22 protein-coding genes are annotated in these 24,132 nt (G+C 44.5%); 12 read left to right on the top strand and 10 right to left on the bottom strand.

Annotated features, from left to right (window positions below):
- Nucleotides 1-19: 19 nt before the first annotated feature.
- The 4 genes from J3P43_RS09305 to J3P43_RS09290 all read right to left on the bottom strand — a co-directional run bounded on the left by J3P43_RS09305 (nt 20) and on the right by J3P43_RS09290 (nt 2,381).
- Nucleotides 20-322, bottom strand: a complete 303-nt coding sequence (locus tag J3P43_RS09305; protein WP_255901444.1) for a winged helix-turn-helix domain-containing protein — start codon at nt 320-322, stop codon at nt 20-22.
- Nucleotides 319-939 carry a hypothetical protein gene (locus J3P43_RS09300; protein WP_255901442.1) on the bottom strand — a complete coding sequence of 207 codons (621 nt, stop codon included), beginning with the start codon at nt 937-939 and terminating at the stop codon, nt 319-321. Before J3P43_RS09300 ends, J3P43_RS09305 begins: the two co-directional genes overlap by 4 nt.
- Before the next feature lie 166 nt (nt 940-1,105).
- Nucleotides 1,106-2,095, bottom strand: a complete 990-nt coding sequence (locus J3P43_RS09295) for an SDR family oxidoreductase (protein ID WP_255901440.1) — start codon at nt 2,093-2,095, stop codon at nt 1,106-1,108.
- Nucleotides 2,096-2,111: 16 nt separating this feature from the next.
- Nucleotides 2,112-2,381, bottom strand: coding sequence for a hypothetical protein (locus J3P43_RS09290; RefSeq protein ID WP_255901438.1), 270 nt, complete (start codon nt 2,379-2,381; stop codon nt 2,112-2,114).
- 179 nt (nt 2,382-2,560) lie between these two features.
- On the opposite strand from J3P43_RS09290, the gene J3P43_RS09285 reads away from it, so the two are divergent.
- On the top strand, nt 2,561-3,538 hold the full coding sequence (locus tag J3P43_RS09285; protein WP_255901436.1) for a DUF2157 domain-containing protein: 978 nt from the start codon (nt 2,561-2,563) through the stop codon (nt 3,536-3,538).
- Nucleotides 3,535-4,692, top strand: a complete 1,158-nt coding sequence (locus J3P43_RS09280; protein WP_255901434.1) for a hypothetical protein — start codon at nt 3,535-3,537, stop codon at nt 4,690-4,692. The genes J3P43_RS09285 and J3P43_RS09280 overlap by 4 nt, the downstream gene beginning before the upstream one ends.
- A 297-nt stretch (nt 4,693-4,989) precedes the next feature.
- Here the strand turns inward: J3P43_RS09280 and J3P43_RS09275 are convergent, their stop codons facing one another.
- The 4 genes from J3P43_RS09275 to J3P43_RS09260 form a co-directional block, all read right to left on the bottom strand.
- A complete protein-coding gene (locus J3P43_RS09275) occupies nt 4,990-5,451 on the bottom strand; it encodes a glycosyltransferase (RefSeq protein WP_255901432.1) in 462 nt (153 codons plus the stop codon).
- The gene (locus tag J3P43_RS09270; RefSeq protein WP_255901430.1) at nt 5,385-6,149 is read right to left on the bottom strand and encodes a glycosyltransferase family protein; all 765 of its coding nucleotides are present in this window, start codon (nt 6,147-6,149) and stop codon (nt 5,385-5,387) included. Before J3P43_RS09270 ends, J3P43_RS09275 begins: the two co-directional genes overlap by 67 nt.
- A 409-nt stretch (nt 6,150-6,558) precedes the next feature.
- Nucleotides 6,559-6,936, bottom strand: coding sequence for a response regulator (locus J3P43_RS09265; protein ID WP_255901428.1), 378 nt, complete (start codon nt 6,934-6,936; stop codon nt 6,559-6,561).
- 62 nt (nt 6,937-6,998) lie between these two features.
- Nucleotides 6,999-8,378: an undecaprenyl-phosphate glucose phosphotransferase gene (locus J3P43_RS09260; RefSeq protein ID WP_255901426.1), complete on the bottom strand. Its 1,380-nt coding sequence runs from the start codon at nt 8,376-8,378 to the stop codon at nt 6,999-7,001.
- Between the two features lie 664 nt (nt 8,379-9,042).
- On the opposite strand from J3P43_RS09260, the gene J3P43_RS09255 reads away from it, so the two are divergent.
- From J3P43_RS09255 to J3P43_RS09240, 4 genes are all read left to right on the top strand, one after another.
- Nucleotides 9,043-9,177: a hypothetical protein gene (locus J3P43_RS09255; RefSeq protein WP_255901424.1), complete on the top strand. Its 135-nt coding sequence runs from the start codon at nt 9,043-9,045 to the stop codon at nt 9,175-9,177.
- 203 nt (nt 9,178-9,380) lie between these two features.
- Nucleotides 9,381-10,265: a DUF6562 domain-containing protein gene (locus J3P43_RS09250; RefSeq protein WP_255901421.1), complete on the top strand. Its 885-nt coding sequence runs from the start codon at nt 9,381-9,383 to the stop codon at nt 10,263-10,265.
- A gap of 248 nt (nt 10,266-10,513) precedes the next feature.
- Nucleotides 10,514-11,386: a hypothetical protein gene (locus J3P43_RS09245; RefSeq protein ID WP_255901419.1), complete on the top strand. Its 873-nt coding sequence runs from the start codon at nt 10,514-10,516 to the stop codon at nt 11,384-11,386.
- Nucleotides 11,387-11,413: 27 nt separating this feature from the next.
- Complete coding sequence (locus J3P43_RS09240) at nt 11,414-12,220, top strand: FimB/Mfa2 family fimbrial subunit (protein WP_255901417.1); 807 nt, start codon at nt 11,414-11,416, stop codon at nt 12,218-12,220.
- Between the two features lie 146 nt (nt 12,221-12,366).
- Here J3P43_RS09240 and J3P43_RS09235 read toward each other — a convergent pair whose 3' ends face one another.
- Complete coding sequence (locus J3P43_RS09235) at nt 12,367-13,263, bottom strand: pirin family protein (RefSeq protein ID WP_255901415.1); 897 nt, start codon at nt 13,261-13,263, stop codon at nt 12,367-12,369.
- Between the two features lie 123 nt (nt 13,264-13,386).
- Entirely contained in the window at nt 13,387-13,989 is a 603-nt protein-coding gene (locus tag J3P43_RS09230; RefSeq protein WP_255901413.1) for a Crp/Fnr family transcriptional regulator, read from the bottom strand.
- A gap of 569 nt (nt 13,990-14,558) precedes the next feature.
- On the opposite strand from J3P43_RS09230, the gene J3P43_RS09225 reads away from it, so the two are divergent.
- From J3P43_RS09225 to J3P43_RS09200, 6 genes are all read left to right on the top strand, one after another.
- Entirely contained in the window at nt 14,559-15,515 is a 957-nt protein-coding gene (locus J3P43_RS09225) for an NAD(P)-dependent alcohol dehydrogenase (protein WP_255901411.1), read from the top strand.
- Between the two features lie 343 nt (nt 15,516-15,858).
- Nucleotides 15,859-16,563, top strand: coding sequence for an SIMPL domain-containing protein (locus J3P43_RS09220; protein WP_255901409.1), 705 nt, complete (start codon nt 15,859-15,861; stop codon nt 16,561-16,563).
- 462 nt (nt 16,564-17,025) lie between these two features.
- Nucleotides 17,026-20,025, top strand: a complete 3,000-nt coding sequence (locus J3P43_RS09215) for a type I restriction endonuclease subunit R (protein WP_255901407.1) — start codon at nt 17,026-17,028, stop codon at nt 20,023-20,025.
- Nucleotides 20,018-21,313 carry a restriction endonuclease subunit S gene (locus J3P43_RS09210; RefSeq protein ID WP_255901404.1) on the top strand — a complete coding sequence of 432 codons (1,296 nt, stop codon included), beginning with the start codon at nt 20,018-20,020 and terminating at the stop codon, nt 21,311-21,313. Before J3P43_RS09215 ends, J3P43_RS09210 begins: the two co-directional genes overlap by 8 nt.
- 3 nt (nt 21,314-21,316) lie before the next feature.
- Complete coding sequence (locus J3P43_RS09205; protein WP_255901402.1) at nt 21,317-22,435, top strand: AAA family ATPase; 1,119 nt, start codon at nt 21,317-21,319, stop codon at nt 22,433-22,435.
- A complete protein-coding gene (locus tag J3P43_RS09200; protein ID WP_255901400.1) occupies nt 22,432-24,081 on the top strand; it encodes a type I restriction-modification system subunit M in 1,650 nt (549 codons plus the stop codon). Before J3P43_RS09205 ends, J3P43_RS09200 begins: the two co-directional genes overlap by 4 nt.
- Nucleotides 24,082-24,132 lie beyond the last annotated feature (51 nt).

Genomic DNA, 24,132 nt, shown 5'->3' with positions numbered 1-24,132 from the left:
GTAAGTGGGTAAAAAAATATTAGTGTTTCTGTTGTTTAATTAAATTTTCGAGCGCTTCAAGGTGTTTTTTAAATGCCTCGCGACCGTTTTTAGAGGCAGCATATTGTGTATTTGGTTTGCGGCCTACAAAGCTTTTGTTCACGGTAATGTATTCCTCCTTCTCCAGCGCTTTTAGGTGCGAAGCCAGGTTGCCGTCTGTTACATTCAAGAGCTCTTTAAGCGAGTTGAAATCATAACTTTCATTAGCCACCAGGACGCTCATGATTTGCAGGCGTATCCGGTTCTCGAATGCTTTATCAAACTGTTCTAACGATACCTTCACTGATTATATTTAAAATGCATAACCGAACCATAAACAATATGGAGGACTCCAAAACCGATCACCCAAAACACAATACCATATCCCGGAAGGAGTGCAGCAAGCAAGCCTAGAAGAATTTCGCAGAAACCAAGCCATTTTACATCGCTGAAAGTAAACTGGCTGGCAGCCACCAGTGCAAGTCCGTAAAATACCAGACAAGAAGATGCAATGATTCCGTAATGCCCTCTAATGATCAGGATCAGGATAAATAATCCTCCGGTAACAAGTGGTATAGCCAGACTGGCCAGCAACCTCCGGCTCACCGGATTCCAAAAGTTTTCACCTTTTTTCTGTGCCTGCCTGATGGTAAGCCAGATTCCCGTGGCCACGGACAATACCAATACTACGGCTGCCACTAAAAATAAGGGCCACCAAACCATCGGGTCGTTCACATAGAAATCCCTGAAAAGAAGCCCGCTGTTTTCTGTATAAACCAGTTTATATCCTATGTAAGCCCCGATCAAGGCATATACTCCGGCCAATATGCCAGAGAGCCCGCTTAGCGAAATAAACTTCGTCGAGCGTTCCATCAAATTTCTGATAGAACTAAGCTCTGAGTAAATATCGTTTTCTTTCATTTAAAAGAACTTTGAGTTACAAAGTAAAAGATAAAGTTTGAGGAAAGCAAGAGTGGAGAAAAATAAATAGCGGGACGCAGGCTATGGTGCAGATTGGAGATTACTGCGCTATATGAGTAGGGCCTTCAGGCTTAGCACGGAACATGAGGAGCTGGACAAATCCCAACTACCGTTTCCCCAGCAACAATAAACCAACACTTAACGAAGCCAGGATTATTGCTGCTTTCCCGATAGCCGGCAATGCCTTTTGCAATAACAAAGTCTGCCAGCCACCGGATACCGAACTTCCGTACCGAACGGGCGACAATACGTTTCCGCTGGTGGATGGGATGGGATAGGCATTTTTAAAATATCGCTGCATCACACCAGCTGCAATATCGACGGTAAGTGCGGGGGCAAGGGAATAGGCTGCTTTTAGGAATGGGGCAGCCAGATCGGTGGTGGTGCTGTTCTGCGGCCGGGTCGACAGCCTGAGCATGGCATTGGCCACACGCTGCGGAGAATAGACCGGCGGGGCGGGTCGTAACACTTTGCCGGTGTAATTGGCGGCATGCTGAATTCCGGGAGTGTCGAGAAATGCGGGAAACAGGTTACAAACATAAATGTGCTTATCGTTTCTAAGCTCGCCGCGTAATGCATTGGCAAAACCCAATAAGCCGAATTTGCTGGCGGTGTATGCCGCGGCATAAGGCGTAGCAATCCAGGCGCCAACGGAAATATTGTTGATCAGCACGCCATACCCCTGCTGCTTAAAATAGGGCAGTACGGCGTGAGCGCCGTTGATATATCCCATCAGGTTAATGTCGACCACCCTGCGGTGAATTTCTATGGGCATTTGGTCGAAGGGGCCCGCGGCTAATACTCCTGCGTTATTGATCCAGACATCAATTCTGCCCGAAAAGGTAATGGCTTCATGCGCCAGATTCTTCACAGCATTATAGTCGGTTACATCAACAGTAACCGCAAGGGCCCGTGCCCCCAGCTCTTCACATTCTTCTACAAGTTCTTCGAGGAGTTTGGTTCTTCGGCCGGCAAGGATGAGAGTGGCCCGCTGGCCGGCAAAGACGAGTGCTGTTGCACGGCCTGCTCCGCTGCTGGCGCCGGTAATAACGACGGTTTTATCATGAACAGGGCGCTGCTTAATCGGGTTTTTCATAGCTGGAGGCCTGGGCTTATGAGGTATAGTCGGGATCTGGATCTGGCGAGAACTTATCGAATTTTTGCGGGTAAGGTTTCTGCCCTGCCGAATTGCCTTTTATATGAGGCACTTTAGAGAACTGCCCTTTCAACTGGTCAATATACGGCCTGGCCTGGTTCATCCAATCGGGGGCCTTTGCTTTGATGTCGTCGGCGATAGATGAACCGTCAGGGCGCTTTTTAGTTACGTAATGGATGCCGGCTGCAAGCGCTGCGCCTGATAGGAGTAATCTGAGATTTAGCATAGTAGTATGTTTTAGTTGATGTATAGTAAAGGAGGCAAAGAAAGTGCCAGAAGGAGGAGGATTATGTTTGCTGGCGGTGTTATAGAAACCGCACTTGCGTCTTCGTACCGCAGAGATATCTAAAGAGGATACCCCCCATTCTAAAAATACCTTATACTTGTATACCTTATCGCCTGTATATGAACCTTAACGAATACGATGAACTTCTGGACGAAGGCCTCATCTCTGCCGATACCCTTGATCGCATCAAAAAGAAGCATGCAGCGGGGCTGTTCTCTGTATTCTGGGAACTCAAGACCATGCTTTACATCGGCGTGAGCTTACTAAGCGCCGGACTGGGGATTCTGATCTATAAGAACATCGACACCATTGGCCACCAGGTTATTTTATGCGCTATCGCCGCTTTATGCGCAGCTTGTTTCGCCTGGTGCTCGAAACATAAAAAGCCTTTTAGCTATGAAAGAGTAGAGGCCGTGGATTCTTTCACAGATTATATTCTCCTGCTGGGTACACTGAGTTTTCTGAGTTTTGTAGGATACCTTCAGGTGCAATACGAGGTGTTCGGCACCCATTATGGCATGGCCACGTTCATCCCCATGCTGGTATTGTTCTTTATCGCTTATTCCTTCGATCACCTGGGCATTCTGACCATGGCAATCGCCAATCTGGCGATCTGGATGGGCGTATCGGTAACACCCAAAAAACTACTGGCTTTAAACACCTTCGATAGCGAGCGGACCATCTACACCTATTTGATCCTGGGCCTGCTGCTATTGGTTGCTGCACATTTCTCAGAGCGCAGGAATGTAAAACGGCATTTCTTTTTCAGCTATCATCATTATGGGGTCCACCTGGCTTATATTTCCTTGCTGGCCGGTTATTTTTATTACGATTATGGAATCTCGCTGATCTGGCTCGGGCTGTTTGCTGTGCTGGCATGGCTGATCTACACAGATTCGCTTGCGCGGAAGTCGTTCTACTTTACCATGCTTACAGTGGTTTACAGTTATATTCTGGTAAGCGGCTTTTGTGTACGGTCAATTTCTTTTATCCATAACGAGAGCGTGGTCTACCTGGGGTTTATGTATTTCTCCATTTCCGGAATTGCCTTTGTATCTCTGTTAATGAACCTTAATAAATCGATAAAGAAGCTATGATCATCTACAACGAAACCTGGCTCTCGAATTTAAGACGTTTACACGCGGTGGAACAGGATTATCAGGACGGCCTGGTTCCCGAAATTGAATGGCATGCAGTACAGAAGGCCTCCGAACATGGCTTTTACAGTCCGAACGTTTTTATGCGGGTTGGATTATTTGCGCTGACTATTATCACTTCTGTTTTTTCCTCAGGCTTGCTGACTGCCATTGTTTTGAGTAATGGTGGGATAGATAATTTTGGCTGGCCTCTGTTTCTGGCTATTGTCCATTATCTTGCCCTGGAGTACCAGGTGCGGGTGAATCACCATTACCGCTCGGGCGTAGACGATGCGCTGCTCTGGATTTCTGCCGGCTTGCTGTGCACTTCTTTTGTGATGGCAACCGATGCAGAGGGATTTGGTCTGGCTTGCTTTGTTTTTTTGCTTGCCGGGATACTCAGCCTTCGCTTTACTGATGCAGTAATGAGTGCGGTGTGTTTTTTGACTTTTCTGGCTATGGTATTTTTTGGGTGGCAGAAAATTGGCTCTCTGGGCAATGCCACCATGCCTTTTATAATGATGCTTGTTTCGGCTGGTGTCTACCGGCTTATCCGGCTTAAGCTGGATTCGGTCGAGACCAGGTTTTATGCCCATTGCATGCTGGTGCTGCAAGTCGCCTCTTTGCTGAGTTTGTATGCAGCAGGTAATTACTTTGTGGTAAAGGAACTGAACGACATGCTGAATGGAACAGTTAGTAAATCGATTCCTCTCGGCTGGTTTTTCTGGGCATGGACGGTAACCATGCCGTTGCTATACATTTACGGGGGCCTTAAACAGAAGAACGCGATATTGCTTCGCAGCGGCCTTCTGCTAATTGCCGCGGCTGCCGCTACATATAAAGCCTATTATAGATTAATGCCTGTTGAGTATACACTGGTTTTATGCGGTGTGGCTGCCCTGCTAATTGCTTACCTGGTTAACAGGTATTTGAGTGCTCCGCGAAACGGCTTTACGCGTAAGCAGTTAAGAAAGGATTACCTGATGGAGGAATTGCAGATCGAATCGCTGATCGTGTCGGAGTCGTTTTCTGAGACTGCTGTGCCTTTGGAAGAAAACGGAAGGGAATTTGGGGGCGGTCAGTTTGGAGGTGGCGGCTCGGGAGGCGGGTTTTGAGGGTTGAGAGTATGAACCTTCAGGTTATTTATATTCTTCGGCGAAAACTATGAAGGTGGAAATAATCCGTTTTCTTTTCTGAAAGATTTGCGTGAGGAATTTTAATTGGTTCGTGGGGGCATGATTGGTTCGTGGGGACACGAACCAAGGCATAGGAGAACAATCTCCCACCTATGAAACCGAACAGAACGTCTCTGTCGGGAGGAGATTGTCACGGCTTCCTGCGCACAGCCCGCCAAGCCTCACAATGACGGAATTATGTTATTGTCGTCTCCGATTGAAAAATCACCATCGCGATTATGGCTTCCTGAATATCGACGGTTTAGTCTCAATGTCGATGGATTTTATCACTTGCTCTGCTCTTTCAACCGGCCATTCCTCGGCAGTTTGTCGGGCAGCATAACCCATATTCTCCACTAGCGAAGGATTTATAATAAATTTTATAATAGATTCAGCAAGACCCTCCACATCAGTTGAACTGATAACAAAGCCGTTTTCTCCGTTCTTTACCCGTTCCACTACCGACCCAGCCATGTCCGATCCGATAACGGGGAGACCGGCAGCCATGGCCTCTAGCACAGCAACGGGAAATGGGTCCAGGGAGGGGACAAAATGTATAAACACGTCGCTTTGCAGCATAACTGCTTGCATTTGCCCGGGTTCAAGCCAGCCTAAAAATAATATGTTTGACTCTAATCCATAACGCTGTACGAGTTCCTGAAGCTGCTGTTGCTTGGTTCCTGTACCTGCAATCGACAAGGTAAACGAAGCATACCTCTATCTTTACAGATTTTAAAAGCCTCTATCACCAAATCAAAACCCTTGGCATCTACCAGCCTGCCACTGCACAGGAATTTAATTTTATCGGTTACTTTTTGTTTTGTGCTCAAGTCAGGAAAGGGAACAAAATACGGAAGATTGAGAAGCCTGGTTTCGGGCGAGCAATAGTTACTGCTTCTCAACCGTCTTATTCCAAATTCGCCGGTAGTTAAGATGGCTCTGGCATTCTTGAACAGAAACGGCAGCGTGAGCGATTTAAGAAGAGAATATTTGTTTCGCTCCGTTTTTATTGAGTCGGTAAAATAGCAGTAAGGATAGTTAAGCAGCCGTCTTATCAGAAGCACCAGGAACTTAGTAGGATCATTATAGCCTACCACATAAAAGAGTGAATGCTTATCAGATATGGAACGTAGTAAAACTCGCCAGTCTATACCGCAAAATTTTTTAAAGTAATGATTGTCTTCATCCGTCAGCTTGCTTTTCCAAGGTAAATCGAGTATTTCTTTTTTGCTAAAAAACACAGCTATCCGGATGTTGGGCGACCTTTTCAAATTCTGTAGCAAGTAATGCGTGTAGGGAGTAGGTTGTACCCCTAAATAGACAATATCCAACATCTTACTGTTAATAGTGTCGTCATTTAATTCTTCTTCTGCGAACTGGTTTATTTTGGTTAACATACTGGTTAAAACTTAGTCACTCGTAATTATGGTGCAACTGCCTCTGGGAGAAGCTGAATATTTCTGCGGGAAAACGAAAAAAAGGTACCTGGTTTTATCATAGTATAAACCGGTGGAAACCCTATAATACTGCTAACGAAGCGATGTGGATGATTGGGCAACAGGAGGGAGGCAGAGAAAGCACCCATCAACACCAACCCATCACACCACACGTCATTCCGATCCGCCGGCTGGCGGAAGCAATCTCCCGCCGATAAAAATGAAAAGAACGTCTTACCTGCATTTATCATGGAGATCCAAGTTGCGTCTTCGAACGGCGGAGATCTCTCAGGCGCTGTTCAAGGAACAGGCCTGTTCGATTGAATGGCAATATGTCGGGAGCCTTGCTATAGTACCTGCAGTGCCGCACTCAATTCCTCACACTCTCATCAAACCATCGCACCATTTTCTCAATTTCAGACATATTATAAGGTTTCGCGATATAGCCGTCGGCTAAAGACTTTCGGGCTACCTGCTCCAAATCATCGCTTTCGGATGCCAGCACGATGGGTACGCTTCGTAACTGGTTCACCGATTTCAAGATCATACAAATATCCGAGGCTTTGGCTCCCACCAGCCATTGGTCAAGAATAATTAAATCGGGGCGGATGCTGATGATATCCTGGATAGTCCGCGATTCCCATGCCGTGAACGGGAAGGTTTCGAAATCCAGTTCACTCATCATGATCTGCATAAATTCCAGGCAGGAAAGGTCATGGTCGATGAGGATGACTTTCTTTTTTGTCATTGTAATTCACAATAGGTAGATGTAGGGGATCGCTCTTAAAAAGAACCGCAGCAGATCAAAGCCTAGTAGGCGTTCTCTTCCCCCTTAACTGCATTGATAACTGTCATAAACATGATGCGGACATCTAACATGGCCGACCAATTTTCCATATACCAGATATCGTGTTCAACACGCTTTTCCATTGCAGCAGTTTCCTTGGTTTCGCCCCGGTAGCCGTTCACCTGCGCCCAACCGCTTATTCCCGGTTTTGAAAACTGGCGAACCATATATTTTTCGATTAAAGCACGATACTGTTCGGTATGGCTCAGCATATGTGGCCTCGGACCGATGACACTCATGTCGCCCAAAAGCACATTAATGAACTGAGGAAATTCGTCGAGACTGGTGCGGCGCATAAATTTCCCGATAGGTGTAATCCTGTCGTCGTTACGGCTGGCCTGACGAGAGTTACTGTCGGTATTTAGCCTCATGCTCCTGAATTTGTAGCAATAAAAAGGCTTGTTATCGCGGCCCGATCTGAGTTGCTTGAATAATACCGGGCCCTTACTTTGCCATTTAATGATGATTGCCAGAATAGGGTACAGCCAGCTAAAGATGAATACGATCACCGCAAGGCTTACTGCAACATCGAAGAAACGCTTTTTGAATCTGTTTTGAACGTCTTCCAAAGGCTCCTTTCTGGCACACAATACCGGGAAGCCGCCCATATGCTCTATCCTGAAAGCAGCCTGGCCCTGTGTAAAGTCGGGTACAAACTTGAGGCGCACACAGTGTTTTTCCCCTTCTTTCACAAGCTGAGGAATATCTTCCATTCGGTCGGGACTCAATGATACATACACTTCCGATACACCCGCGCTGGCCGCTTTCTTTAATTGTTCTGCCGCTGCAGGAATAAGCTTTCCCTTCGGATCGACATAAAAGCCCTCGTCGCCCAAAAAACCTCTGAAATTTAAGCTGCTTTGCTCTTCAAGGTATGCTGCAAGCTTCACTCCGCCGGGGTTCATACCCAATACCGCCACTGCTTTGCGGATATTGAAATGCTTGTTTAAGCTGTCCTGTATAGCGGTGCCGGTAAATCTGCTGAGCATAAAGCCCAAAACAAGCATGGTATAAAATGCTGCCAGAAACTCGCGCGGAAATAATGTGTTTTGCGAGAAAAAGAGATAAGCCAGAAAAAGGAATCCATGCAGAGCTACACTTCTCCAGGTAGCCCGGTAGATGGGCAGCAGGCTATGGATAGTATTTTTTGAGTATAACCTGAATATTCCCGTACTAAGCATCCAGATAAGATTACAAATAATGATGTTCTGGCGATAAACGTCTTCATCAGCACCAGTTATTTTAGTGGTTATCTGAAAGCTCACAAAGAGGCAAAGGTTGACGAGAATAAGGTCACTGAATGCAAGTATAAAACGGAGAAGATATAAGTAACGTGTTCCCATAGGCGGCGGTAGATAAGTTCTAAATATATTATTAAAACTTATAGCGAACGCGCAATACAGGTGCCAAATTGCTAAGAAAAGGACTTTTTTGTTGACATTTTATTTTGCGGGGAAAGAAGGTGTCAAAATCACCCGGGTTGAGGAAAAATCACCCTAAGGAAATGCTTAATTGCGCCAAACCAACTCCGGAATAGTGCTGGCGCGCGCCTACGCCCATACAAAACAGGACACCGTTTTAGGACATGTGTTGGAGAATACAGATTTTCCGGATTATTCTCCACCCGGGCTGCGAAGCCTGCAGCCAGGGGTAAGACCTTCGTTTAATATTCGATAATTCGATATAGCGGGTTTATGAAAAACAATAAATTTTCCTTTCATTGGGTTACCTATCCGGGAAACCGGTATTAAAAGTAGGTTTATAATTGGTTAGTTAAAGGTCTTCATTCTCCCCGTTTGAAGGCCTTTCTTTTTTATAAGCCCCCTGATTGCACTCCCGGCAGAATGCTTCCTCCTCTAAATAGCCTGAATCTCCCAATGCCATTTTCATTGCCCGGCTGGTTCTCATCCATGCCCTAGCTGTGCGCGCCCCCAGACGTATTTTTATTAAAGCAAAGCCCAAACCATCCCCCAGCCGCATTGTTAAACCTATACTATAAATGATCCTATGAAACAACATCTACCTGCCTCATTAATTGGTAATTACCGCTATAAGGTATCCGGCTGGCCACTGGCCACATATGGCCACCACGGCATTTGTCAGCACGCGGCAAACTTTGCCGTCCGACGACGGCCCGCGTAGCCTCAAACAGTACCCGTGCAAAGCAAATTCAGCGTGTAGGGCACATCCATTACCATACGCAGAGCGCTGCCTCTTAATGTAAACCACTAATACCAGAATACTAACAACATTACTATCGATCCTATTTGGGGCCTGCATCCCCGTACAGCATGGATCTTAAAATCAACCGCATGCAAAAACGAATACTAACGAAAAAATAACTTATGAAAAATGCTCTATTAGCCCTCTCGCTCAGCCTGATTCTCTTCGCATCATGCAGAAAAAGCAACCAGCCCGACGGTCCCAAGACCGACGTGAAATTTCAGTTTACGGATTTTAACTGGGAAGTTGGTCCCCTCGGAAAAGCTGCCAGCACCGCCGCCGACGTAGATTATACCACCGGCGACACCCTGAAAAACTACGCAAAATACTTCTACTACCGCGCCTACAATTCGGCAGGAGTTAAAGTAAGCGAAAAGAGCCAGGTGTCTTCCGATGCTAATTTCGGCACTATCAACGACGTACTCGATCCCGGCAGTTACACCATTGTGTTTGTGGCAGGGAACAAACCCCTGGCATTAAGTAATTACGGACTAAACTCTGATCATATATACGACCCCGCCGAAGACTATTGGGACGATACCTTCTTCAAAAAAATCAACATCACCGTAGGCACCGAGTCAAGCACCCATCCTGTAACCCTCGAACGCATCGTCGGAGCACTGGAGCTCACCCTGCTTGATGCACTTCCTCACAATGCCGCCAAACTCAGAATCTCGGCCGAATACGAAAGAAGCACCTATCAGCTAAAAGACGGAGCAACCGCCGGAACAGCCACCAAAGCCAAAGACTTTATCCTTACCCAAGCCGATAAAGGCCAGGCAAACCGCCAGTTCCTGATGCATATTCTTAACTTTTCACGAGCTTTAAACATCACCCTTACTACCTATAATGCGCAAAACACGGTTCTCTCTACCCGCACCATCAACGGAGTATGGTTTCACCAGAACCGCAAAACCATTGTAAAGGGTAATCTGTCGGCCGGAACACAATTTACCGTAACCGTCGACCCGGTTTGGGGTACGCCCACCGCGCCGATAATATTTTAAGCGTCATCTTGAGTATTAATATATTACATATAATCAATATGAAATGACGTTTTACCAGGCATTTGTCATCCCGATCCGCCAGCTGGCGGAAGGGATCTCTTGAGTTTGTTGCTTTAGATATACTCTCCGTTATGACAAAGTGCTTTAACCTAGACGTCAATGGTAGCATCGTCGAAAGATTGAGCCCCGGCCGTCATCCCGAGCCCGCCCGATTACTCGGCCGACCGCTCACCCTAAAACAAAAGAAAATGAAAAATATCATATTCATCCTGCTCAGCAGCCTCGCCCTGTTCAGCGCCTGTAAAAAAGACAGCGAAACAGAAGCCACAGCAGCGCTCTCCGAGGTAACCTTCAGCGTCTCGGCCTTCAGCGAAGAGATCGTTCCGTTCCAGAAATCGGGCGCCGGCATTGCAAGTACGGCCGACAGCCTCAGAAAATACACCGATTCTATCTTCTATTTCGCCTACCAGGATCAAACCTACAACCTGGTAAAAACAGGCGTGCAGGCAAAAACCGACCCTAACTATGGCACCATTACCGAAAAGCTGCCTCCCGGATCGTACGTGGTGTACTTTATTGCAACCAAAGGCTCCATCAACTGGCTTGACGAAACAAATATCAACACGGCCAATATAGGCCCCGTAAGCGGCGTCTGGAAAGATCTGTTCGCCCGCTCTGCCCGTTTTACAGTTGGTTCAACACCCATTCAGCAAACGGTTAACCTTAGCCGGCAAATCGGCGGTATCGAGCTAAAGCTTCTCGATTCTATCCCCGCCAATGCGTCCTACCTCACCCTTACCACCAATAACGATGCAACCCGCATGAGCGTAACACTCAATGTACATAGCTACGGCCCCATGAGCCAAACCTTCAGCCTGCAGCCCCATATCGGCAAAACCAACACCAGGTTTTTTCTGTACAGCTATAACCGCGAGGGCTCTTTAGAAATCAAAGCTTACGATGCCAGCCACCAGCTCATTGCCCAAAAATCCGTAGCCGTAAATGCCTTCACCAACGGCATTTCGTACGTATCCGGCAGGCTGTTTACACCAAATAACGTAAGCTTCCATATCACGGTCGATCCGGTATGGAACACGCCCAGAACGCCAATAACTTTTTAAAATGTAAACACCTTCAATATCATTGAAATGAAAAAACTTTTATTCGCGCTGTCGCTATCCATATTCCTGCTCAGTTCATGCAAAAAAGATAGCACCCTTGCGCCCCAGGCAAAAACACCGCTAAGCTTTAGCGTCTCTACCTTCGATGTAGCCACCCGTCCCTTTCCCAAAATAGGAGGGGTAAGCGCCACCGGCGACACTTTACAGAATCATATCAAGTTCCTCGAGTGCGTGGTGTTCGATGCTAACGAAAACTTCGTGTCGCGTATCACACAGAGCGAAAACAATCCCGACTTCGGAGCCATGTCTCTCGCGCTTGCACCCGGCAATTATACCATCGTCTTCGTTGGCCGCGGCATCCAGTATGCAACCCGGTTCGCCTACGGCAGCGCCCAAACCCTAAGCAATTTAATCTTACTGGCCAATGGCGATACCGACGATGTCTTTCTCAAAACCATCAGCCTCAGCGTAGCCCAAACACCCATCATCCAGGCCGTCCGCCTTCCGCGCATTGTGGGAGCCATCGAAGTTACCCTGCAAGATCCAATCCCTGCCGATGCCGACAGAGTCACCCTCCACATAGGCTTCGAAGGGCACTACTCTGTAAAAACCGGAACCATGTACAACACATTCCCCAATACCAAGTTCTTCCACATACCGGTGGCACAAAGAGGCATCCCAAATACCAAATTTTTCATGTATATGCTCAACACCAAAAGCCCGCTCAGGATCGAAGTCGAGTGCCAGTCTGGCGGAGTAACCTACCGGAAGGTGGCCAGCAATGTACCCGTGTACCCCAACGAGGTTACCCGGCTTACCTGCAAACTGTTCTGACAGGGCAGGGGGCAGTTTCTTACTTAACAAATGTTTCAAAATGCAAGCAGCCCGGCTTTTGCCAGGCTGTTTGTTTAATGGGCTAAGTTTGAGATGTCAGGGGTATCAACAAAATAATTGTATCCGTTTGCATCTGTTGATACCTCTCATCCGCCAAGGCTAACATCCGTTCCCTCATAATCAATCGTTCCATACTTTCCATTAAAAAAATCCTTGTAAGCCTCGGCAATCTCTGCCTTCGAGTTCATCACAAAAGGCCCTTCAGCCACAATAGGCTCAGTATAAGGTTCGCCTCCAAACAGCAGCAATTCAGTAGCTTCAGCAGCCTCATTCTCCAATACAATCTCATCGCCGCCAGGCCCAAAAACAACCAGGTCGCTATTCTCATGAAGCGATCCATTTATTTTAACCCCTTTCACCGGCACAAAAGCCGCATACTCAATTCCAGGCTGGGTTTTAAATACATAAGAAGATTTCGCATTCAGCTTTACATGATAGATAAACTGTTCGCTATACGTCTCCACGGGCGAAACCTTTTCCCCCAGTTTACCAATCACTACACGAACCACACCCGCATCACCCGGCAGCTCTATTTCCGGGATCTCGGCCGAATGCAAAGCCAGGTATTTGCCTTCCTCCAGTTTGTTTTTACCAGGCAGATTGATCCAGAACTGCGTACCATGTAAAAGGCCGCCTTCGCGCTGGAACGCCGGACTCGGTCCCTCGTCATGAATAATGCCATTACCAGCTTTCATCCATTGCGCACCACCCGCACCTACCGTCCCACGGTTACCCTTGCTGTCGAAATGCTCCAGCTCGCCGCTAAAAATATAGGTAAACGTCGCGATGCCGCGGTGCGGATGCGCAAACTCGCCCGAAACCGGTTTTGCCGCTTTTGGCTTCTGTTCTGTGGGATATAGATGATCAAGAAATACAAAGGGACCCACGGCGTGAATAAAATGATTAGGAACCAGGCGGTTCACCAGCAACTCACCAACTCTTGAATTAGTGCCGCCGTAATTAATTGCGATGTCTTTTTTCATGTCTTTGAATAGCTTTTATGCTTAATTCAAAGGTCAGCAATCCAAAAAGCCCGTGCATTGACCTAAAATAAAAAAGAACTTGATCTATGTCAAGCCAATTACAGGCGAGCGCCCTACAGAACCTTAGGAGATCTTCGATTTCTTACCCAGCAGCTGCCGTTTAATCCGGCTCAGCGTTTCCGGAGTAATGCCCAGGTACGAAGCAATCATCGTTTGCGGGAAGCGCCGTAACAAAGCAGGGTAGGTGCTCTGCATTTCTGTGTACCGCTCCTCGGCCGAATAGCTGATGGCCGCATGCAGCCTCCGCTGACTGGCAATCGAACTCCGTTCATCCATCACCTCTATCATCCGCTTCAGCGCCGGTATCACCGCTTTGAGCTCCTGTATCCTATCATTGCTGATCTGCAACAATTCCGTATCTTCCACCGCATCCACATTATATTTACTCGGTGTAAGCATTTTAAAGCTTTCATAATCGCCCATCCACCAGTTCTCAATCCCCAGCCTCAAAATGTGTTCATGGCCGTTCGCATCCACCGAATATTGGCGCATCGCGCCACCGGTAATAAAGCCCATGTATCTGCACACATCACCCTCCTGCAAAAAATACTGGTGCCGCCTCAGCCTCTTCGGTTTAAAAGCCTCCTTAATCAGGGCAAACTCCTCTTCTGTAATACTCTGCAAAGAATACTCGGTAATATACTGGCGAAGGGTATCGTATAACATAGCGTTCAAATATATTGAAGATGAGGGTTTTTTTCAGTGTTTTATTTGTGGGTAGGAAATTTCTTGGGGCTTTAGCATGGGTTCACTGGTTGAGCAACTGCAGGAGTGACAGGTAAATTGATTGAAGGTTTTGGAAAGGTGCTGAGGTGCTGCGATCTTCCGCCAGCCCCGCCCTCACTCATACGCCTGCGCCTCACCCGCAAAACTTTCGCCCGGCCTTAGCCGCCTGGCCGGTATCCGTTTCTGTCGGGTTTAGGGTGGAGGGGCAGAGCGTTGTATGTTACTTTAATTGCTCGATTTGCTCTTCGGAATTTGCAATTCCGAAGCTCTATCGGCGGATTTGCAATCCGCATAACATCTCAAACTGCCTCTGGAGTTCAATAAGGCTTCTCTGCGCATTTATTAGAAAGTAGTTTGGTAAGGTCATTGAGGCTGGGGTTCGCAGAACCCACGATGAATTGCAAATTCCGAAGAGCTAAGAAGTGGCATCCCGAAAAACATGTAACACCTGATAATTATCCGAGTCTATAACGAAGTTGATTTCAATTTATAACAAGCTAAACATACTTATGAAGGCATTTATAAAAACAATCTACGGCGGACCGGAGGTGCTTAGTCTGGAAGAACTGGAAAAGCCTTCAGTAAAGGATGGTCATCTTTTGGTGAAGGTAGCCGCCAATTCGGCCAACCCGGCCGACTGGCATATTCTTAGAGGTACTCCTATCCTGGCGCGTTTCGCTTTCGGCCTGCTCAAACCGAAATACAAAATTCCCGGGGCCGATTTTGCGGGCACTGTAGAAGAAACAGGAGAGGGCGTAACGGATTTCAAAGTTGGCGATCGGGTATTTGGAGAGACACTCAGAGGTGGTGCTTTTGCGGAGTATACATTAGTCGAGGCCCCTGCTTGCGGAAAGATGCCCGATGATAGCGGTTTCGCAGAAATGGCTGCTGTTCCAATTGCCGGTCTAACAGCTTTGCAGGCATTAATTACTCACGGTAAGCTTCAGGAAGGAGAATCTGTTTTGATCAACGGCTCTTCGGGCGGCGTAGGGCATTTCGCCGTACAAATTGCAAAGGCTTATGGCGCAAAAGTTACAGCAGTCTGTTCCCGTAAGAATGTGCAGTTTGTACAAGACTTAGGTGCGGATGAGGTTATTGCCTATGACGAAGAAGATATTCACCATCACATGGGGAAGTACAACCTTGTTGTTGACACCAATGGAAATCTTTCCTTTAAAGACTATAAGCGTATGGGCCATCGTGGCGTGATGGTTGGCTTCACCACCATGAAGAACATGATTTCGGTGTCGCTAGGTGCGAAGACGAGCAATTTTTCGCTATCAAGTTTTACCGCAACACCGGTTAAAAAAGATTTGGAGACTCTGGCTCACTTAATCCAGAGCGGACTGGTGAAAGTTCATATCGATAAAACGTATTCTTACAGGCAAATCCCTCAAGCTATTGCCTATATTGAATCCATGCGCACCAGAGGGAAAGTAGTAATGGTTTGGGATGACGACTTGTAAGGCATAAAGGATACCTCTAAATCGAGCGAGATTTGTTTCAGTCGCTTGGAGTTAATGCTATAAAGAAAGCCTTTTTCTCTTTTTATAGCACTTGGGTCAATGAATGTTTAATTCAATAGCAAACGCCGGCAACACCTTTCATTTTTCACTACATTTAAACCCCATTCTCATTACATTAGCATCAGCTTATCCTAAACAATGTCCGATTTCCGAAGAGCTAAATCGCTTTTGAGTTTTAAAGAGATTACAGAAGAACTAAGGTGCCTGCATCAGGCAACCCTGCGCCTTTTGAATTCCTCTAATATTTGAGTACTTTACTCTCCTAAACCTTAAAAACTTAAACATGAAGTATTCCTTATCACTCTTTTGTCTGCTCTTTGCAGCATGTGCAGGTACCACAAGCAAAAATCCCGAAACTATCCGTGTTACCGGAGAAGGAAAGATCAGGGCTAAACCAGACCTTGTTATCCTGACGCTTCAGGTGTCTTTTACTCAGCCCAAAATGGTAGACGCCGTTAGACTGACGCAACACACCGTCGATTCTGTTCTAAGCATCCTTTCGCGGTATGGAACCAGTGAGAATGATATCAAAACCAGCAGTATCTCTGCCGATAAGCATTATGAATACAACGGAAGAATGAATGTCTTCACTGGTTTCCGCGCCCAGCAGTCCATCGATTTCGTGCTCCACGACATTGGGAAATTCACCGAATTAACCGGAAAACTACTGGAGACGAAAATTAACAGTATTTCACAAATACAATTCGACCACTCTAAGGCCGACAGCCTTTTTCGTGAGGCCGACCTGCTGGCATACGACGATGCCCTCCAATCTGCCAGAAAGCTAGGAAAGCGGGCAGGTGTAGAACTAGGGAAGCTGGTTTTTCTAAGCAATGCAGGTACCTCTAACCGGAGCGATGATTCGGCCCATCCGTCTTACGACGAAATACAAACTTTCGCCAAAGGGTATGGAGGAAGCGGTTTTAAAATTTCGCCACAAGTAATGGAGTTTAAACGTACCATTATTTCGGAGTATGAGATTAAGTAGTTAATTAGATAGAGGTTTGCTCTTCGGAATTTGCAATTCCGAAGTCCTGTCAGCGGATTTGTAATCCGCATAACATCTCAAACTGCCACTGGAGTTCAATGAAGCTTCTTGCGCATTTAATAGAAAGTAGTTTGTTAGCTCATTCGCTGGGGTTCGCAGAAGCCACGATAAGTCTTCGGAATTGCAAATTCCGAAGAGCTGAGGATTATGTGATGAGTAGCTCGATGGATACTCTGGTTCAGCAGGCTTGGTTTAACTCAAAATGATGTAAGGTGCAATAAAATTGCTGTTCTCACTTCATCCTCATTACCCCGAGGACAATTTGAGAATTTAAGATGAGAAACAAATGCGAAATCCTTTAATACTAGCCAAAGAATACTATTTTTGACACGACTACCTCTCCATGGGTTTAAGGAATTTGAATTGTTCCATTACCGGTATAAGGAAAATCAAGATATTTGAATGAGTAAAGAAAATCAAATAGAAGAAAGCTTAATCAAGCAACTTACTGAACTTAAGTATATCCATCGAAATGATATTATCGATAGAAAAACGCTTGAACAAAACTTCAAGAATAAATTTGAAGCTCTAAATCGCGTTCGGCTTTCTGATAACGAATTCTTACGCCTTCGTGAAGAAATAATACATCCTGATGTTTTCGTTGCGTCTAAGCTCCTGCGGGAAAAACAGTATTTCCAGCGCGAGGACGGCACCCCGCTGCATTATACACTTGTAAATAACAAAGACTGGTGCAAGAACGATTTTGAAGTGATCAGTCAACTTCGTATAAATACCGAAAACAGCCATCAACGCTATGACGTGATCCTGTTGTTGAACGGGCTACCGCTGGTGCAGATCGAGTTGAAAAAAGGCGACATCTCCCACCGTAAAGCCATGCAGCAAATTGTGGAGTACAAGAATGAGCCCGGAAACGGATATGGGAATACGCTGCTATGTTTTATGCAGTTGTTCATTGTAAGTAATGGCTACAGAACACTCTACTTTGCGAACAACAAGAATCAGCATTTTGCTTTCAACGCAGATGAGCAATTCCTGCCGGTCTATGAGCTGGCGGACAGAGATAACAAAAAAATAAATGCACTTTACGACTTTGTCCAAAACTTCCTGAGCAAGTGCACGCTTGGCGAAATGATCAGCAAGTACATGGTATTAGTGGAAAGCGAACAGAAATTGCTGGTGATGCGCCCATACCAGATCTATGCTGTAAAGGCTATAAAGAATTGCATTGATGAAAATCGAGGGAATGGGTATATTTGGCACACCACAGGTAGCGGTAAAACTCTTACTTCTTTCAAGGCTTCTACTATCCTTAAAGACACTCCTGATGTTGAAAAATGTTTGTTTGTAGTTGACCGTAAGGACCTTGATCGGCAAACCCGTGAAGAGTTCAATAAATTTCAGGAAGGAAGCGTGGAAGAAAATACGAATACTGAAACTCTGGTAAGGCGTTTACTATCGACTGATTATGCAGATAAGGTCATTGTTACGACCATCCAAAAACTGGGCCTTGCTTTAGATGGAACAAATAAGAAAAATTACAAAGAACGTCTCGAGCCATTAAGCAAAAAACGTATCGTTTTTATTTTTGATGAATGTCACCGTTCCCAGTTTGGAGAAAATCACAAAGCTATCAAAGAGTTCTTCCCTAATGCTCAATTGTTTGGTTTTACCGGAACGCCTATTTTTGATGAAAATGCTACATATAGCATCAGAGAGGGTGAATATGAAACATACAAAACCACTACGAGCATTTTTGAAAAGCAGCTACATGCCTACACCATTACGCATGCCATAGACGACAGAAACGTTTTGCGGTTTCATATTGACTATTACAAAGGCAAGGGCTCTCAGCCTGTGAAACCCGGCGAAACTGTTGCGCAACAAGCGATAGTAGAAGCAATTCTGGATAGGCATGATGCCGCCACCAATTCCAGACGTTTCAATGCAGTATTGGCGACGGCTTCTATAAATAACGCTATCGAATATTATCGGTTATTCAAAGAAGTTCAGAGGAAGCAAGGCGAAAACCCTGATTATGTGCCACTGAATATTGCATGTGTTTTCTCACCTCCTTCTCAATTAATTGCTAAAGACGGCGATCAACAGAGTCAGAAAAACGCGGCAGATGTGCGGCAGTTGCAAGAAGATCTTCAGCAGGAGAAACTGGACAATCAGTCCAACCCGGAAGAGAAGAAAAAAGCCTTAACGGAGATAATTGCTGATTACAATCTGCAATATGCCACTAGTCATACGATCAACGAATTTGATCTGTACTACCAGGATGTCCAATCTCGCATCAAGAACCAGAAGTACAGCAACAAAGACTATCCACATAAAAAAAAAATCGACATTGCCATCGTGGTAGATATGTTGCTCACCGGTTTTGATTCCAAATATTTGAACACGCTTTATGTGGATAAGAACCTAAAGTACCATGGATTGATTCAAGCATTTTCCCGTACTAACCGAGTGCTCAACGATACCAAGCCTTACGGTAATATACTGGATTTTCGTTCGCAGCAGGAAGCGGTAAATCAGGCTATTGCTCTTTTTTCTGGTGAGGACAGTGGGCGAGCCAGAGAAATCTGGATGGTTGACCCTGCACCCGTAGTAATGGAAAAGTACCAAAAAGCAGTAGAAGCTTTGGGCATTTTTATGCAGGAACATAATCTGGTCAACGAGCCGCAAGAAGTATACAATTTAAGAGGTGATGCTGCACGGATTGCTTTCTTGAAAAATTTCAAGGAGGTACAGCGGCTAAAAACGCAGCTCGATCAATACACGGATTTAGATGAGGGGCTAAAGGCAAGCATGGAAGCTATTTTGCCACAAGAAACCTTGCAGGAGTTCAGGAGTTCGTACATAGAAACCGCTAAGTATTTTAGAGAAATACAGCAAAAGGACGGTGGCGAGGCTCCTTCTGAAATCCAGCAGCTGGATTTTGAATTTGTGCTTTTTGCTTCTACGGTGATCGACTACGATTACATTATTAATCTGATTGCGGATAGCACCCAAAAGAAACCTGCGAAGGAGAAAATGACCAAAGCACAGGTGATCGGTTTGCTGAAGTCAAATTCCAACTTGCTGGATGAAGAGGAAGACCTGACAGATTATATCAATAATTTAGACTGGAATAGCGGGCACGATGTGGACGCGTTGCGGCAAGGCTACGAAATCTTTAAAATAGAGAAGAATGAGAAGGAGTTAGCAGTCATTGCTAACAGACACGGTTTGAAAACAGCAGACCTAAAAACTTTTGTAGATAATATAATGAGCCGGATGATTTTCGACGGAGAAAAATTGACGGACCTTTTAGAACTACTGGGACTAAGTTGGAAAGAACGACGAGTAAAAGAGCTGGCATTGATGGAAGATTTAGTGCCTCAATTAAAAAAAATAGCGCAAGGACGAGTAATTTCTGGATTAGCGGCTTATGAGTAAAGTTAATGCATTGCTGCCGGAACTACGTTTTCCGGAATTTGTGCTTGGAGAAGCGTGGAAGTCGAAAAAAATATCTGAACTGGGAGACACGATTAGTGGGTTAACCGGAAAAAGTGGTGAGGATTTCGGTGAAGGAATGCCGTTTGTGACTTATAAACAAGTTTTTGATAACTCCGTCATTGATTATCGCGATTGTGGTAGGGTCAAAATTTATACTAATGAAAATCAAAACACTTTACAAAGAGGAGATGTTTTATTTACTACCTCTTCAGAAACGCCGAATGAGGTTGGTTTTGCATCTGTGCTAGTTGAAGTGCCCAAAGAACCCACGTATTTAAATAGCTTTTGTTTCTCGCTTCGACCATTCAATTTAGATGAAATACAACCACAATTCTCACGCTATTTGTTCCATAGTCCTATCTATCGGAAAGCCATTACTGCCTTAGCACAGGGAAGCACAAGATATAATATTTCGAAAGGGGCTTTTTTAAATTTAACACTGTCTGTACCAAACTCAGCAGAACAGCAAAAAATCGCCTCGTGCCTTTCTTCTCTAGATGAATTAATTACTGCCCACAGCCAAAAATTAGAACTACTCAAATACTATAAAAAGGGCCTGATGCAAAACCTTTTTCCGCAAGAAGGTGAAAAAGCGCCAAAATATCGTTTTTCGGAGTTTGTACAGGAATGGAAAAAAACAGCACTGGCTGAACATGTTGATCTAACCTCTGGGTATGCCTTTCAAAGTAAGTTTTTTTCGAAACAGGGAAAAAAACTAATTACCCCAAAAAACTTTACCAAGGAAGGAAAAGCAAATTTTGACAAAGGGAATACGAAATTTACAACTGAACAATTTGACCCCAAGCACCTATGTGTACCGGATGATCTACTTCTGCTATTAACAGATTTAACTCCTTCTTGTGAGCTTCTTGGCAAACCAATCCTCCTAACACAAGAAGATGGAAATGTTTTGTTAAATCAGCGCATTATCAAGGTGACAATTACGTCGAACCTAGATAAACGCTTCCTATTACAATATTTTCTGACAAGTCAATTTCATAGAAGAATTAAAAGTACTGCTTCGGGCTCTACGGTTCGCCATAGTTCCAATAAAATAATATTGGATACACAGTTAATCATCCCCAATGAGTTTGGGGAGCAAGAAAAAATTGCTTCTTGCCTTTCCTCTTTGGATAATTTAATACTGGCACAAAGGGCGAAAATAGAACAGTTGCATTTGCATAAGAAGGGTTTGATGCAGGTCTTATTTCCGAAATTGAATGACTAAAATATGCCAGCGATAGAACACTATTCATTTTCACAATTAAATCATTTTGTTTCTCATTTGAGAGGTCAAGAGAAAAAGGTACACTTGCTTTTTGCTTACAATGGAACGGGAAAGACAAGGCTCTCGATGGACTTTAGGCAGGCTGGCAAGAGGTTCGATGAAGATGGAAATGTAAATGATAGGGACACTTTATATTTTAATGCGTTCACAGAGGACTTATTTTATTGGGACAATGACCTAGTGAACGACACAGAAAGGGTGTTAAGAATAAATGGTGACTCAAAATTTTTTGAAGGGCTTCCGGAGCTAGAAATGGAAAACAGAATTAGACCTTTGCTAAGGAGGTATACTGATTTTGATTTTTTTATTGATTACACCAATTGGCATGTCATTTTTACGCGAGAGGAGCGGATTAATGAAGAAACGGTAAGGCATCAATTTATCAAAGTTTCAAGAGGCGAAGAACGATTATTTGTTTGGTGCTTTTTTCTATCAATTATCCAACTCGCCATTGATAAGCAAGAAAAATATAATTGGGTAAAATATATATATGTTGACGACCCTATTTCTTCTTTGGATGACCAAAATGCTATTTCTGTAGCTCACCATTTGGCGCAAATGCTTAAATCAGGGGGTAATGATATTAGGTCAGTTATTTCTACCCACCACGCGCTGTTTTTTAATGTTTTGTGTAATGAGTTTGGGAGTGCAAAGAAGTATTTCGTCAAAAAGGCAAGCGATGGCTATAAATTGAAATCCACCACAGATTCACCGTTTGTTTATCACGTTTCTTTAGTGCAAGAGCTGAAAAAAGCGATTGAAGACGACAGATTATATACCTATCATTTTAACGTTTTAAGAACAATACTTGAAAAAGCGGCCAACTTTCATGGATTCAATAAGTTTTCGGATTGTATGGAGATAGATGGCGATGATGAGGAGAAAACATTACATGCCAGATTAGTGAATATAATGAGCCACGGAGCATATTCCTTATTTGAACCAGTGGAAATGATAGAGGAGAATAAGGAATATTTTAAAAGCATTTTCAATAACTATCTGAATAATTACAAGTTCAACAATATTTTATTCGATGAAGAAAATATAGGGCCATTAGCATGACACAAAAAGAACAACAAAAACTGGGTAAAACCCTTTGGAATATAGCTGACAATTTGAGGGGGGCGATGAACGCGGATGATTTTCGTGATTATATGCTTTCTTTTCTCTTTCTTAGGTACTTGTCTTATAATTATGAGCAATCTGCGAAAAAAGAATTAGGAAAAGATTATCCTGATGACACTCCTGCGGATGTTATGTCGATGCTTAAAGCCAATACCCCTTTAGCAATTTGGTATCGAGAGAATCCAGATGAGGTAGCGGAGTTCGAAAAGCAAATGCGTCGGAAAGTGCATTACGTTATAAAGCCTCACCATCTGTGGAGCAATATCACAGAATTAGCGAGAACACAACATGATGATTTATTGGAAACGCTCGAGGCTGGATTTCGGTTCATAGAAAACGAATCATTTGAAAGTACCTTTCAAGGTTTGTTTTCCGAAATTAATTTGAATTCAGAAAAGTTAGGGAAAATACCAAAAGAGAGAAATAAAAAACTTTGTACCATCATTCAAAAGATCGCAGAAGGTATCAGAGATTTTTCTGTTGACTCAGACACTCTTGGCGATGCCTACGAGTATTTGATTGGCCAATTTGCAGCTGGCTCCGGTAAGAAAGCAGGGGAATTTTATACACCTCAACAAATTTCTACCATTCTTTCGGAAATAGTAACCCTAGACAGCCAAGCCCCGGCAACAGGAAGGAAAAGAAAACTGGATAAGGTTTTAGATTTCGCATGTGGGTCGGGATCGCTATTACTGAATGTACGCAAGCACATGAAGGACAATGAAGGTAATATTGGGAAAACCTACGGACAGGAGAAAAATATTACCACCTATAACCTTGCCCGAATGAATATGCTTTTGCACGGCATGAAAGATACCGAGTTTGAGATATTCCACGGAGATACACTGGAGAACCAATGGCCCCTACTCAACGAAATGAACCCAGCCAACAAGATAGAATTTGATGCGGTTGTTGCAAATCCGCCCTTCAGTTTACGCTGGGAGCCTAACGATGTGTTAGCAGAAGATTTCCGTTTCAAGGGGTACGGTCTTGCGCCCAAGTCGGCTGCTGACTTTGCCTTTTTATTGCACGGTTTCCACTTCTTATCAAAAGAGGGAACAATGGCTATTATCCTACCGCACGGTGTTTTATTCAGAGGTGGAGCAGAAGAAAGAATTCGTACTAAACTTTTAAAAGATAATAATGTTGACACGGTCATCGGCCTGCCTTCTAATCTGTTTTATTCTACGGGTATCCCGGTTTGTATTCTGGTATTGAAAAAGTGCAAGAAGGAGGATGATGTATTATTTATAAATGCTAGTGAGCGCTACCTGGCAGGAAAAAGGCAAAATACACTGCGAGACGGCAAAGAAGGGGAAACTAATGATATTAGGGATATTGTTGAAACTTATCAAGTTCGCCCCGATCATATTGAGAGGTATGCTCGTAGAGTATCAATGGAAGAAATTGAAAAGAACGGGTATAATTTAAATATTTCCAGGTATGTGAGCACATCAATTGACGAGGTGAAAATTGACCTGGAGGAAGTGAATGAAAAATTGACTGCTATAAATGAAAGTATAAGGGTGAATACGGAGAAGCATAATGAGTTTTTGAAAGAGTTAGGATTGCCCTTGATATAGAGAGTAAATGTTGTGTAAGGCCTAATTAGACATGGATTAACTCTTCCTTCG

This window comes from Paradesertivirga mongoliensis (assembly GCF_024436395.1).
Lineage (GTDB): Bacteria > Bacteroidota > Bacteroidia > Sphingobacteriales > Sphingobacteriaceae > Paradesertivirga > Paradesertivirga mongoliensis.
This window is presented reverse-complemented; position numbering and strand designations above follow the sequence as displayed.